Source organism: Pseudoalteromonas sp. T1lg65 (assembly GCF_051930985.1).
Classification (GTDB): Bacteria; Pseudomonadota; Gammaproteobacteria; order Enterobacterales; family Alteromonadaceae; genus Pseudoalteromonas.
The window spans coordinates 2356457-2370713 of the sequence record NZ_CP196837.1; the positions used below are offsets into that span (position 1 = coordinate 2356457).

Genomic DNA, 14257 nt, shown 5'->3' on the forward strand with positions numbered 1-14257 from the left:
TCAAAGTGATTACTGAACACTACTTTTGCTTGTTAACTAACATCGAAAGCTGTGCTCGATGGTCAAGGAAGTTCAGACCACAACGACGGATATACTCCTTGATCTTGTTAACATCATAACGGTTTGCTAGTTCATTACCTTTGATCAACTGTGATTGCTCTGGATAAATCCCGTAGCCAGCAAGCAAACAATGCCAGCTCACCGATGGGTAGTATTTATCTATGTCTTGCCTATCAAGTTCGTCCGATAAATTTTTGCCTGAAACCCAAACTTGTAACACGTCATACAACGAGCGAGATAACTGATTGTTGTTGGCATTATCTAGCCAGTATTGGGTATCTGTGCGGCTATTGACCCGATAATGCGCAACAATATAGTCTCTGATCGCCTGATATCTTTCGTTTAAACTTTGGTTATGCTTTTGTTGGAGCCGATCGGTAAACTGACCGTCTTGGTAACATTCAATAAAGCTTTGTACCGTTTCTTGCACAATATGTAGTGCAGTGGCTTCTAGTGGCTCAATAAATCCTTGTGATAAACCTATCGCGAGACAATTTTTGTACCAATGGTGTTTTACCTGACCGACCTTCATCTTCAAATGACGCGCTTCAACTGGTGAGTCCAATAGGCCAAGCGCGGCTCTTAATTCGGTTTCTGCTTGATCTGCATTACAATATTGGCTGGCGTAAACATAACCATTGCCAATGCGAGAAGTCAGTGGGATATGCCAAGACCAGCCAAACTTGCGCGCTACCGATTGGGTCTCAGAGCTGATCACTGCTCCCTGCTCTGTCGCCAGCACCACTGCTGAATCGTTAAATAGATTATTACTAAACGACTCAAACTCCACGCCTAACGTCTGTTGGTGTAAAAAGCCAGCAAAACCCGAGCAGTCAATAAATATATCACCAGCTATTTCTTGGCCGCTGTCGGTCACAAGTGCTGCAATGTCACCATTTACGGCTTGGCGAACTTGCTGCACCGTGGCACTAACATGCGTTACGCCAAATTGCTTAGCTTTTTCTGCCAAGAACAGTCCAAGTTTGCCTGAGTCGAAGTGGTAGCCGTAATTTATTTCAAAAGGAAAGCTTTCAGCTGCAATAGGCGCTTTAGCATGTTCAGCTAAGTAAGTTGCCAAAAAGAATGGATCGGGATGTCCATCAACTTCAATTGCTTTGCGCCTTACATAACTATTATGGAAAAAAGCGGGCGCCGAGTAATCGTCAGGTTGTGCCGGAAAGGGATGAAAATAGCTTTCAAATCCAGCTCGTGTTGACCAATCAATAAAACGAATGCCGTTTTTGTAGGTTGCATCACACGCTGGCATCCACTCGCTCTCTGGCACGTCGATAAAGTCCATAAATGATTTGAATTGGGGTGTTGAGCCCTCACCAACTCCGATGATACCAATATCTGGAGACTCCACTAAAGTGATTTGGATATTTTTATCCAACCAACTTCTAGCCATTAAATTGGCCGCCATCCACCCAGCCGTGCCACCACCTAAAATTACGATTTTTCGATTTGCCACTCCAGCCTCCAAATCACTTTATTCACTATCGCCTTGTACAAGCAACATACAACATCAAGGGGTAAAAAACGAACAAAGCCACCTTAACGGGAGTATTAAGGTGGCTTTAGACAGATCAACCAATCACTAAATTAGAAGCTGTAGTTAAACCCAAGGAAATACTGGCGACCAAATTCTTTGTACTCGCCAGTTGCTCTTTGTGTACCATAATTGGTGGTGTTTGGCTCATTCGTCAAATTATTGATTTGCAGCACAGCTTCTACACCATTTTCAAAGCTATAAGACGCTTGCCAATCAACTACCGTGTATTCATCCGCCATCGACAATTGTGAACCACCCGGTGAAGCACCGGAATAAACATACTCATCACGATAGCGAATATTTAGGTGAGTCGTAAAGGCATCGATATTCCAGAAGATAGTGGCACTGAAAACATTTTTTGATAAACCGGGCAGCGTCATTGTCATATCTGGAAAGTTAGAACCGCCATCCACTGTTGCCTCACTTTCCGTGTAAGAGTAGTTAGTGTTTAGACCTAAGCCAGAAAATATTCCTGGTAAATTGTCAAACATAGTGGTGTAGGCAAGCTCTAGGCCTCTGATATAGCCGCCTTGGTCATTATTACGAGTCGTTTGATATTGTCCTGGTACGAAACCATCAGGTACTTCTAAACCAATAGTTGCCCAATCAACTTCACCCTCGTTATAAGTGATATTGTCGATCATTGATTCTATGTCTTTCCAGAATACCGCTGCCGTAAATGCACCGCCATCTTCAAAATAGCGCTCATAAGAGACGTCGATTTGCGTTGCTCTAAATGGGTCAAGGTTAGGGTTACCCTTAGACCATACATTATAGCGACGGCTCACACCATCATTTGCCGTATCAGCCCAAGAACCTGCACCACCACGAAGCTGATAAACCGGTGGACGACCAATGACTTTTGCCGCCGCAAAGCGGATTTGATCGGTATCTGTTACTCTAAAGTTCAAATTCAATGAAGGCAGAGTGTCTGTATACTCAGGGCCGTAGTTCACATGACGATAATCTGTGCGTTCAACGCCATTATCATCAACAATTGAATCACCAACTTCATCACCCTGAATTTGCTGAATGCCGATAGACTTGGTGTCTGTTCTAACAACACGTACACCAAAGTTACCGGTTACTGGAATATCAGCTATTTCAGTATCAATATTAGCCATGATGTAACCAGCTAACACTTCTTCTTTCACCGCGCCACTTTCGATCAGTGTCCAGTTATGTTCCCATGTTTGTTGAGCTTCATAGCCACCTGGACCGAATACCGCATCAGCAATACCAAGTAAATCGAGTTCTAGGTATTCGAATCCTCGAGTATTTCTGGTAACCGCAAAACCCGACAAGTCATACGGCTTACATGGATGGTTGTTGTGATTAAATTCACAGTTTTGGTTGTTTACGATAGTGCCATCTGGAAGTTGATAACCATTCTGACCTTCACGTGCCCCCCATCTAAATGTCGAGCGCTTATCGGTAAATTCACGCTCAGACCAACGAGCACCAACCTCTACTGAGGTAATAAAACTGTTTTCGACGTAATATTTAAAGTCAGCTTTAAAGCTATCTAACTCATCCGTATATTCGTGCGGGAATTGCTCCCAGTCACCTAATTTCATAATTGATAAGTCAGTATAATCAGTACCTAATGTCAATAATGGTGACTTTTTCTCTCTTTGTTCAAATGAGAAAGTTTGGTTGGCTAGTTCCTGCCATGTTTCAACAACTGTGCCATCTTCTAAAACCGCTGTGCCAAACTCGTAAGCATGCATAGATGCGATCACATCACGTCGTGTTTTTTCACCTGAGCTGTGCGCAAAGTCGACGGATAGTTCCCATGCATCAGCAACATAGTCAAGATTTAGACCAAAGCTATCCGTAGTCGAATCTGTAGATTGGTCTTCTGAACGCATTTCGAACCAAGGTCCGTTCGACGCCGTCACGGTTACGTCACCAGCCACTAGAAACTTGTCTTCAACTACTGGATTACTAATGGTGTAGAGCGAGTTCAAGTCTTTCGACAAGCCCTCAATATTTAGTCCACTTTTTCGGTCTTCTGAATCAAAGGTTGAATGGAAGTAATCAAATTGAGCTTTGAAGGCATCATTTGGCTGGTAAACTAGGGTACTCATTACACCCAATCGTTCATCACTACCTTTCGCCGATCGAACCTGAAAGCCATTAAATGAACGCTCATCTTCACCATCACCATTGAAGTCTTGAGATCGACTTGGCGAGTGAGATGTAATATCAATCGCATTATTTGGCTGATTTAGGAATGCGCCACCAATACCAAAGCCTAGCGTGTCGTTTAAAAACTTGCCTTGATAAGAGAAACTAATGCGCTCACCTGTTGAGTCAGCTCCTACATCAGAAGCCGCATCATTATATGAATAACGTACAGAACTGTGAAAATTATGCGCTTTTTCCGCTTCTAACGGGTTAGCGGTTTTTAGTTCAACCGTTGCGGCTACACCGCCTTCAACTAGTGATGCTTTTGGTGATTTATAGACAGCAGCTTGATTAATCAGCTCAGATGGATATTGGTCAAAGGCAATCCAGCGACTGCCAGCACTATAACCACTAGTGCTGGCTTGCTCTCTTCCGTTTAATGTAGTTTGAATAAAATCACCGTTCATACCACGAATATTCAGTTGCGAAGATTGTCCACTATCTCTAACTGACGTAACGCCAGGTAAACGACTTAATGAATCTGCAATTGAGATATCTGGTAATGAAGCTAAGTCACCAGCATCTACAATTTCCGATACGGTGTCGCTAAATCTTTTTTTATCTATTGACGCGATAATACTGCGTGAAATGCCTCTGACTTCTATGACTTCCACATTTTCTTGCTGTTGTTGCTGTGCTTTTTCTTGTTCTTCAGCTATCGCGAAGTTGCTGACGCCAGCGGTCACCAACGCAAGTGTTAGCATGCTCGGTTTAAACTTAGACATAGTGTTTTATCCCAATTAACCATTGTTATATGCCTCCACCACCAGATTTTAGGCGGGCTGCTAGCTTGTTTAGGCTAATCTTTAGAGGCTGATAATTTGTTGTCACAGGCAATAGTAGCGGCTGATCAATTTTGCAAACAACTTTATGCATACGTATTCAAAGCTAATGCAAATTTGCATTTTTTACAGGCGCTTTACAAAACAAAAACACAACCAACTGATTTTATTGTCAATTTTGTTTTGTCGCTTTTGTAAAAACAGAGTGTTGCATTGATATGTCATATAGCAAAAACATTAACAGTATTTACCGAGTTTAGATTGAAGCAACATCATTTAGATTAAATGTTTAAGGTAGAATTATGACAACTTAAATTGGTCTTACCAAAAGCCATCACGCAAGCCTTTTAAACTCGGGCCAAAATGGGGTGCCGTAATAATTGGTAAAGCATTGAGGTGGCCAAATAACCCGTTGAGTAAACGACATAAAGCTCACAAATTTGCTGCATACGTATGCAGCTTTTTTACAGCATAGTGGCCTTGTCGTATTCTTTGCCTATCTTATTCAGTGCATCGAAAAGCCACAAAAGCTATCATTTAGACTAGTCTAACAACCGGTGGTATTGGCAAACATGACTTGATGCACATAAACGCACAAACTCGGAGAAGGTGCATGACAAATCACGAATGGTGGAAAGGCGCTGTAATTTACCAAATCTACCCTCGCAGCTTTCAAGACAGTAATAATGATGGTATTGGTGATTTACAGGGTATCATTCAGCGACTCGATTACATCCAATCTCTCGGCGTCGATGCTGTTTGGATCTCTCCATTTTTTAAATCACCTATGAAAGATTTTGGCTACGATATCAGTGACTACCGTGATATCGACCCTATGTTTGGTGATATTAGTGATTTTGATCAGCTTATCGATGAAGCCCATAAAAGAAATATAAAAATCATCATCGATCAGGTCCTTAGTCATACCTCTAACGAACATCCGTGGTTTATCGAAAGCCGCGAAGATAAAAGCAATAGTAAAGCGGATTGGTATGTTTGGGCGGATGCTAATGAAGACGGCAGTCCACCAAACAACTGGCTTTCTATCTTTGGCGGGGTCGCATGGCAATGGGAGCCTAGACGCTGTCAGTACTACTTACATAATTTTTTGACAGAGCAACCTGATTTAAACTTCCATAACCCTGAAGTTCGCAAAGCGGTTTTAGATAACGTGAAATTTTGGCTTGATAAAGGAGTCGATGGTTTCCGTCTTGATGCCATTAACTTTTGCTTTCACGACAAGCTGCTACGTGACAATCCAGCAAAACCAAAAGCATTGCGACAAGGTCGTGGTTTTAGTGAAGATAACCCTTACGCTTTCCAATATCACTACTACAACAATACGCAACCAGAAAATCTCGCTTTTATGGAAGAGATCCGCGCTTTGTTGGATCAGTACCCTGGTACTGTTAGTCTGGGAGAAATAAGCTCGGAAGACTCATTACAGACCATGGCTGAATACACCGCGGATGGCAATAAACTGCACATGGGATATAGCTTTGAGTTGCTGACGAATGATTATAGCGCAGCATATATTCGGGAAACCGTCGCGAGGCTAGAACAAGTAATGACCGAAGGCTGGCCATGCTGGGCATTCTCAAATCATGATGTAGAAAGAGTCGCTAGTCGCTGGAGCAAAACAGGTGAACCAATTGATGCTCAGGTAAAAATGCTTACCGCTCTGCTTGCATCCCTTAGAGGCAGTGTCTGTATGTATCAAGGAGAAGAGTTGGGGCTAGGTGAAGCCACATTAGCATTTGAAGATCTACAAGATCCATACGGCATCACTTTTTGGCCTAACTTTAAAGGCCGTGACGGTTGTCGTACACCGATGCCTTGGTCAAACCAAACTAACAATGCCGGTTTTACCGAAGGCAAACCCTGGCTTCCTGTAGCAGAGCCACATGAAGACAGAGCGGTTGAACAGCAACAAACAACGGCAGATTCGACTTTAGCATTTTATCGACATTTTATGGCATGGAGAAAAACACAGCCGACTTTGTTATTAGGTGACATTGAATTTATCAATACACCGGAACCGGTATTGGCGTTTTACCGCCGTTACGAAGGCAAAGCCTTGCTCTGTATTTTCAACCTGTCCGCAGACCCGCAAAACATCTTGCTTGCTGACAAAGTCACTAAGATACACACTGAGCTACGTCATCATAATGCTACCCTACACGGGGATCAGCTAAATTTAGAAGCATTTGGCTGCTTTTTCGCGTCAATCTAGAAAAGAAAAGTCGTATACATCCGGAAATGACAGAGCAGCATCTAAGCTGCTCTTTTTATTTGCTTTGAGGTTGTTTTTTTAATCAACGCATCAATCTTCATCGCTTTATGATACAGCCAACCTTGATGAACGAACACACCAAGCTCAGTCAAATATGCGGCTTGAGATTTTGTTTCAACTCCTTCTGCAATAAGGCGTTTATCAAGTCTATTAGCCATTTCGATCACCGCTGAAAGCACCGGAGATTGCAATGTGTCCATACCTATAGACGCAACAAAACTTTGATCAATTTTCAGTAAATCAATCGGGAAGCTTTGCAAATACTGAAGTCCGCTGTAGCCTGTGCCAAAATCATCAATCGCAATTTCAATTCCAGCACGCCCTAGCTCCGTCAGCACGACTTTGGTTTGACTCTGAGTTAATACATCACGCTCAGTAAGCTCAATGGTCAATCGATGTATTGACTCTTTAGCTTCAAGCAACTTATCGATATATCGCTTTGAACTAAGCAGGAGGCCATTGACATTAAATGAAACTTTAAATTCTGGATATTCTTTAATTGTTGACGCGAGATCCTTTATCGCACGTTCAACCTGACCGATAGAGATTTCTAAAATCGTCCCATCTCGCTCCGCTTCAGGCACAAAGTAGGCTGGCCCAAGCTCTCCTTCTATCGGATGTTGCCAACGGATCAACACTTCTACACCAATGATGTCAGCCGTTCTGGCATCAACTAGCGGCTGGTATACGTTAAATAACTCTCCATTTGCCAACGCACGTATAATTTGCGCTTTATTACTAAGTTGCTTTTTATCATAACTATTTAGTAATAGCGTCAATCCCAGCCACATCGCCATATATACAACTAGCCAGGTGGTTGCCCAGAATGGCGTAATATAAGTTAAATGGCGCGTATCCGTCGCGAGCAGCAAACTTAGCTGGGGTAAACTTGGTATGGGTAAGGTATATGCAAAACGTTCTTTGCCGTCGTCAAAAAGGGCTTCGATTGATGCTTTTTCAACACGTGGATATAAAGACATTTCAATGGGCAAACTATACTTGCCTTCTAAGAACACTGGCACGCCTGTTTGATTATCCACGAGCGCAACAAAATCGGTGTTGTGATGTTCAGCGATATCAAGTGCGCTTTTCAGCCAATGTGCAGGCATTAGTACATTGGCTTCGTAACCATCATCTCTAGTGCGCGCTAACACAAAAGCAGCCAACTCTAAATAGTCAGTGATTATTGGCCCGTAATATCTCAATCCCTGAGTTTTCAGCGGCACTGAAGTATTTACCGGTGGTATTACTTTGCCAAATGAGTTACAGACTAACAGCCCTTTGCTATCGATGATGCCTATCTCGCTCATCCCAGGGTTTTCGAATACCAACCGACGCATATATTGCAGCGTGCTGTCATCGCAGGATGGAGAAAGTCGTTGGGTTTGTTTAAGCGTGTTATCGACTATGGCGAATTCTTTTTCGATGTCATAAACAATGCGTTTAGCCACAGCGACAAGGTTAGCTTGCGCCGTTTCTTTTTGATTTACGAACACCAAAAACGCAACCGTGGTAAAAACGAATGTGCTTACCAGCCAGGCAATCAATACATTTTTCAATAACTTATTTGAAGCACCTAGTTTACGCATATGCCTACAACTCCTAAAGCACAAACTGCGGGCAAGTGTAGCTATACTAGGTGACAGTATTATTGCACATTAGAGAAAAGCCTCGATAAAATCGAGGCTTTTTGTTAATGGGTTATAGGTTTTTACTGGTGCCGACCTCGACACGTGTCTTTAACTTTTGACCAGGTCTAAAAGTAACGACACGTCGCGCTGAGATAGGAATGTCTTCCCCAGTCTTAGGGTTCCTACCTGGGCGTTCCTTCTTGTCGCGAAGGTCAAAGTTGCCAAATCCAGAAAGCTTTACTTGCTCTCCGTTTTCTAGCGCTGAGCGGATTTCTTCAAAAAACGCTTCAACTAAATCTTTGGCATCTTTTTTATTGATCCCCAGTTTTTCAAATAGGTGTTCAGCTATGTCGGCTTTAGTAAGCGCCATATCTAGTCCCTCAACGATGCATTGAATTGCTTGGCCAATTCGGCCACCACGTTCTCTACAACCGCGTTGATGTCTTTCTCTTCGAGTGTTCTATCAACCGCTTGTAGTGTCAGAGCAATGGCCAAACTCTTATGATTTGGCTCGACCCCTTGCCCTTTGTACACATCGAATAAGTTTAGGTCAACTAATTGATTTCCGCTAACTTTCTCAATGCACTCTAAAATATCGCCTATTTTTACTTCATCTGCAACCAAAATAGCAATATCTCTTCGATTTGATGGGAATTTTGAGATACTAACCGCTTCTGGCAAGCTGCGATTTTCTAGCGCAGACATCTCAATTTCAAATACATAAGCCGTGTCTTTAAGCTCTAAAGGCTTAAGTAACTGAGGATGAATTGCCCCAACAAAACCAACTTTTTTACCATCAGCGTAGATTGATGCAGATTGACCAGGATGCAAACCATCATTCGCTTCTGCTTTAAAAGTAAAACGAGTTGTGTCATTGGTCAATGCGAGTAACGCTTCAACATCGCCCTTAACATCGAAAAAGTCCGCTTTACGAGATGGAATACTCCAGTGTTCATTGTAGGTATTACCATAGACTATTCCACCAATCACTGGAGTCTGGCGTACGCCATTTTCTGCTTGGTCGTCCTTAATAAACTTTAAACCCTGTTCAAAGAAGCGTAAGCGTGACTGCTGACGATTTTGGTTATAGGTCACAGCATTAATCAGGCCAGTCATCAAACTTACACGCATCGCCGACATTTCAACCGAAATTGGGTGAGGTAATACCAGAGCGTCTGACTCTGGGTGAAGCTGCTGTTGTAGTTTAGGATCGACAAAGCTGTAAGTTATCGCTTCTTGGTATCCTCGTGACACAAGCTCATTTCTAAAACGAGCGACAGGAAGCTTTGCTTCTTGGTGGTCAGTCATTTTTAACGAAGCTTTAGGTGCAACGTTTGGAATGTTGTTATAACCAAATACGCGAGCGACTTCTTCAATTAAGTCCTCTTCAATACTGATGTCAAAACGGTAGCTTGGTACATCAGCTTGCCACTCGTTGTTTGCAAAAGTTACCGCAAGTCCCAAGCGTGAAAGGATATTAGTCACCTTGCTATCGTCAATATGATAGCCAATGACTCTATCTAAGCGCTCACGACGTAAACGAACAGAACGTTTTTGTGGTAAGTCTTTCTCAGAAACCGCTTCAACGACAGGACCAGCTTCACCACCCACGATTTCAAGTAGTAACGCCGTTGCACGCTCCATTGCATCGCGCTGCAGCTCAGGATCTACACCACGTTCATAGCGGTGTGATGCATCTGTGTGTAAACCATAGCTTCGTGCTTGGCCGGCAATTGCAAGTGGTGAGAAGAAAGCGCTTTCAAGCAGAATATCCTGTGTTTCTTCACTAACGCCAGAATCTTCGCCACCAAAAATCCCAGCCATCGCTAATGCTTTGCTATCATCAGCGATTAGCAAAGTAGCTGGATTTAATTTGGCCGTATTGCCATCGAGTAATAGCAATTCTTCGTTTTCTGCTGCGTTTCTAACTTTAATGCCACCGTCAATCTTATTAAGATCAAATGCGTGCATTGGATGACCAAGCTCAAGTAACACATAGTTGGTTACGTCAACAATTGGATCAATTGAGCGCACACCACAACGACGGAGTTTTTCAACCATCCACAGTGGTGTTGCTGCTTTGACATTAACGCCCTTGATGATTCGACCTAGGTAGCGAGGACAAGCTTCGCTGTTAACCAATTCAATCGAGATTTGATCGTCGATCGTTGGTGTCACTGGCTCAATCTTTATTTCATTTACGTCTAAATCATTAAGTACACTGACTTCACGAGCAAGACCTTTGATACCTAGACAATCACTGCGGTTTGCAGTCAAATCAACGTCAATAGTGACATCATCAAGACCGAAATATTCGCGGATATCCTGACCGATTGGTGCGTCGCTAGGTAGCTCTAAAATACCATCAGAGCTTTCCGCCATGCCTAATTCTTCGAAAGCACACAACATACCGTGAGAAGGCTGACCACGTAGCTTGGCTTTTTTAATCTTGAAGTCACCAGGTAACACCGCACCGACTTTAGCAACTGCGACTTTTAGGCCTGCACGACAATTTGCCGCACCGCAGACAATATCAAGTAATTCTTCTTCACCAACATTTACTTTGGTAACGCGTAACTTGTCTGCATCTGGGTGTTGGCCACATTCAACAACCTCACCAATGACAACACCTGAGAAATCACCGGCAACTGCATCAACACCGTCAACTTCTAAACCAGCCATAGACAACTGTTCAGAAAGTGCGTCTGTTCCAATGGCTGGGTTCACCCACTCTCTTAACCACTTTTCACTGAATTTCATACTATTTTCGTCGCTCTTATCTGAATTGGTTTAGGAATCTAACGTCATTTTCGAAAAATGCACGAAGGTCATTTACGCCATAACGCAGCATAGTTAGACGCTCAACGCCCATACCGAATGCAAAGCCAGTGTATTTTTCAGGGTCAATACCAACAGAACGCAATACGTTAGGATGCACCATGCCACAACCTAATACTTCCAACCATTTACCATTTTTGCCTTTTACGTCCACTTCTGCAGATGGTTCAGTAAACGGGAAGTAAGAAGGACGGAAACGGATTTCCATATCTTCTTCAAAAAAGTTTCTTAAAAAGTCGTGTAACACACCTTTTAACTCAGTAAAGCTTACGTCAGTATCGACCATTAGGCCTTCAACTTGGTGGAACATAGGAGTGTGTGTTTGGTCGTAATCATTACGATATACACGGCCTGGAGAGATAATGCGCAGTGGTGGTTGTTCTGCTTCCATCGTCCTGATCTGTACACCACTAGTTTGGGTACGCAATACCAACTTAGGATTGAAATAGAAAGTGTCATGATCTGCACGAGCAGGATGATGCTCAGGAATATTTAATGCATCAAAGTTATGAAAGTCATCTTCCACTTCTGGACCAGACTTAACAGCAAAGCCAAGTTCACCAAAAAATGCTTCAATACGTTCAATTGTGCGCGTCACTGGGTGCAAACCACCTGTAGGCATCACACGACCAGGTAAAGTAACGTCAATCGTCTCAGACGCAAGCTTTTTCTCTAGCGCCGCATTTGCCAATGATTCACGTTTCGCATTGATTGCGTCTTGAACCTGATTTTTTGCTTCGTTGATCACTTGGCCTGCTTCTTTACGTTCCTCAGGAGCAAGTTTTCCTAAGGTTTTTAGCAAGCCAGTAATTTCACCTTTCTTACCAAGGTAGTTAACTCTAACTTCCTCTAAATGCGCAATTTCACTTGCTTGCTCAACTGCGGCAAGCGCTTGCGCCAAAATATTCTCTAAGTTCATTTTATACCTGATCTTTACTGAGGTAATGTGCTGTTAATTAATCTCTTATGATAACTGAATTTAAAGGCGATATTCTAGCCCTGTTAGAGCTTTAAGGTCGCTTTTATGAAAGGAATGGTCAACTTTCTCTGTGCAGCCATAGATGCGTGATCAAGTTTGTCTAAAACTTCAAGTAAAGCTCGCATATCTCGACTAAGGCGAGTCAGTAAAAACCTTGCGCACTCGTCGCTTAGTTCCAGTCCTCGCATATGCGCTCTTTTGACTAACGCTTCAGCCTTATCATCATCACTCATTGAACGAATTTGGAAGGTTGTGCCCCACGCCAGTCTTGACTCAAGGTCAGGCAACGACAAATTCAGCATGCTTGGTAGCAGATCGGCGGTCACAACTAAGCACTTGCCGTTTTCATTAAAACGATTAAAAAAGTTAAACAGTGCTTTTTCCCACGCGGTGTCTCCCGCAACTAAGTGCACATCGTCAATACAAACCACGTCTAAGGCATCGAGCCCGTCTAACACTAACGGTCCGTAATCAATCACTTCCCTAAGTGACAATAAGATAGTCGATAACCCCTGCTCCTGAGCTTCAATACAAGTCGCGTACAGCAAATGTGACTTACCAGAGTCAGCAAGACCACACAGGTAGGTGAATTGAAAACCCTCTAAACGATTTTTGAGTGTGGATTTAAGATGGCTAACTTCCAAGGAACCTTCACCACCAAAATAGGAAGCAAAGGTTTCATCGTCCGGAAGCGTCACAGGCAATGCCATTTGCAATGGATTATCCATGCTACTGACCTATCCATGTGTATTTGAGATTGTTTAAGTCTGCAACTTGATAAAATGCTCTTGGATCAATATACACTTTAAAACTTTGTTCTAGGCCAATCGACTTTTGTAAATCTCTGACGGATGATGCGTGTTCAATTGAAAACCTAACCTGACCTTTGGCTCGATAAAGTACATCCACATCACTCACTGTACTCATGGTCTGAAGGCGTCGTTTTGCCATTTCTATCGATTTAAAATCGTGCAGATTATCCACCGTTACAATACTCGTTCTGATGCTGTTAGAACGGTTCGGATCAATAACATATTGGCTAGCAAGCCCACTCGACATCGTATTGATCATCGAGATCAATACCTGCTGTTGGTCGCCAACTAATTGCTCCGGCTCAAATAGCTCTGCATCGGTATAACGCCAATCTAATTGCCACTTACTACTATACGGCTGTTTAAATAATCGTGCCGTGATCACCTTTTCGGCATCGTAGCGCGTCGACGCTTGTTCTACTTGTGTTGAGAAGTTACCCCATACTTCAGCGATACTGACATTTGCTCTATCTGTTAAATCCATTAACGGCACGACCACTGGCACCCCCCATTCTGCGGCGGTATCATAAATTAATCGTTCTAGCTGCGGGTAGCTTTCTTGTGTAACAAACTCACGGCGGAGATTGTCTTCAATTACGAGCCAAATAGCGACTAAAGGCCGACGATTCCCCCACAGCGGGAGGTTTGCCTCTCGGACCAGTTGTTCAACCTTCGTTGACTCGAATCTAACCCGGATCTTGTCTTGACCACCTTGCTCAAAATATTCGTATTTGAGCATAAGATCGGAGATCCTGCGCATGCTTTCTTTAATTGCTGGATGTTTGTAGTTATCGGCTCGACCCGTTAGCTTTTGTAATACTGTTAACAGTGCCGCTTGGCTGGCTTCGAGTCGTGTTTTTCTGGATTTATCATCAACACTGAGCGTCGCTTCATACAGGTCATGAACCTCTACTGCATTGCTTGATACAGGGAGCAACAACACTAAAATGATGAGCAGTCTTTGGATCATAATGTCCGACGTAATTTGAATAAAGCTAGATCCTAAATCAATCAAGGCGTTAAAGCAAAGCTCCTGAATACAAATTTGCTCGAATTATTAACTCTTTGATTTTATAGTTTGTTTAACAAACATCACCTTACTCAGTTATCGGTCGCACAG

Annotated in this window: 9 protein-coding genes; 1 reads left to right on the top strand and 8 read right to left on the bottom strand. The window is 43.0% G+C overall.

Annotated features, from left to right (window positions below; all coding sequences use genetic code 11):
- Nucleotides 1-19: 19 nt before the first annotated feature.
- Together ACSLBF_RS10275 and ACSLBF_RS10280 are read right to left on the bottom strand one after the other, a co-directional pair.
- The gene (locus ACSLBF_RS10275; protein WP_440053326.1) at nucleotides 20-1531 is read right to left on the bottom strand and encodes a tryptophan halogenase family protein; all 1512 of its coding nucleotides are present in this window, start codon (nucleotides 1529-1531) and stop codon (nucleotides 20-22) included.
- 131 nt (nucleotides 1532-1662) lie between these two features.
- Complete coding sequence (locus tag ACSLBF_RS10280; protein WP_440053327.1) at nucleotides 1663-4527, bottom strand: TonB-dependent receptor; 2865 nt, start codon at nucleotides 4525-4527, stop codon at nucleotides 1663-1665.
- Between the two features lie 670 nt (nucleotides 4528-5197).
- Here ACSLBF_RS10280 and ACSLBF_RS10285 point away from each other — a divergent pair.
- The gene (locus ACSLBF_RS10285) at nucleotides 5198-6817 is read left to right on the top strand and encodes an alpha-glucosidase family protein (RefSeq protein ID WP_440053328.1); all 1620 of its coding nucleotides are present in this window, start codon (nucleotides 5198-5200) and stop codon (nucleotides 6815-6817) included.
- A 41-nt stretch (nucleotides 6818-6858) separates the two neighbouring features.
- On the opposite strand, the gene ACSLBF_RS10290 is transcribed toward ACSLBF_RS10285, so the two are convergent.
- The 6 genes from ACSLBF_RS10290 to ACSLBF_RS10315 form a co-directional block, all read right to left on the bottom strand.
- Nucleotides 6859-8466 (bottom strand): EAL domain-containing protein, encoded by a 1608-nt coding sequence (locus tag ACSLBF_RS10290; protein WP_440053329.1) that lies wholly within the window; start codon nucleotides 8464-8466, stop codon nucleotides 6859-6861.
- A gap of 112 nt (nucleotides 8467-8578) precedes the next feature.
- Entirely contained in the window at nucleotides 8579-8878 is a 300-nt protein-coding gene (gene ihfA / locus ACSLBF_RS10295; protein ID WP_010377997.1) for an integration host factor subunit alpha, read from the bottom strand.
- A 2-nt stretch (nucleotides 8879-8880) separates the two neighbouring features.
- Nucleotides 8881-11268, bottom strand: a complete 2388-nt coding sequence (gene pheT, locus ACSLBF_RS10300) for a phenylalanine--tRNA ligase subunit beta (RefSeq protein ID WP_440053330.1) — start codon at nucleotides 11266-11268, stop codon at nucleotides 8881-8883.
- A gap of 16 nt (nucleotides 11269-11284) precedes the next feature.
- Nucleotides 11285-12265 (bottom strand): phenylalanine--tRNA ligase subunit alpha, encoded by a 981-nt coding sequence (gene pheS / locus ACSLBF_RS10305; RefSeq protein ID WP_440053331.1) that lies wholly within the window; start codon nucleotides 12263-12265, stop codon nucleotides 11285-11287.
- A gap of 83 nt (nucleotides 12266-12348) precedes the next feature.
- On the bottom strand, nucleotides 12349-13053 hold the full coding sequence (hda, locus tag ACSLBF_RS10310; protein WP_440053332.1) for a DnaA inactivator Hda: 705 nt from the start codon (nucleotides 13051-13053) through the stop codon (nucleotides 12349-12351).
- 1 nt (nucleotide 13054) lies between these two features.
- Nucleotides 13055-14107 (bottom strand): DUF2066 domain-containing protein, encoded by a 1053-nt coding sequence (locus tag ACSLBF_RS10315; RefSeq protein ID WP_440053333.1) that lies wholly within the window; start codon nucleotides 14105-14107, stop codon nucleotides 13055-13057.
- Between the last annotated feature and the right edge of the window lie 150 nt (nucleotides 14108-14257).

Coding starts and splice junctions, on each gene's coding strand:
- ACSLBF_RS10280 (WP_440053327.1), bottom strand. CDS start 4,527: ATGTCTAAGTTTAAACCGAGCATGCTAACACTTGCGTTGGTGACCGCT.
- hda (WP_440053332.1), bottom strand. CDS start 13,053: ATGGATAATCCATTGCAAATGGCATTGCCTGTGACGCTTCCGGACGAT.
- ACSLBF_RS10315 (WP_440053333.1), bottom strand. CDS start 14,107: ATGATCCAAAGACTGCTCATCATTTTAGTGTTGTTGCTCCCTGTATCA.
- ACSLBF_RS10285 (WP_440053328.1), top strand. CDS start 5,198: ATGACAAATCACGAATGGTGGAAAGGCGCTGTAATTTACCAAATCTAC.
- pheS (WP_440053331.1), bottom strand. CDS start 12,265: ATGAACTTAGAGAATATTTTGGCGCAAGCGCTTGCCGCAGTTGAGCAA.
- pheT (WP_440053330.1), bottom strand. CDS start 11,268: ATGAAATTCAGTGAAAAGTGGTTAAGAGAGTGGGTGAACCCAGCCATT.
- ACSLBF_RS10290 (WP_440053329.1), bottom strand. CDS start 8,466: ATGCGTAAACTAGGTGCTTCAAATAAGTTATTGAAAAATGTATTGATT.
- ihfA (WP_010377997.1), bottom strand. CDS start 8,878: ATGGCGCTTACTAAAGCCGACATAGCTGAACACCTATTTGAAAAACTG.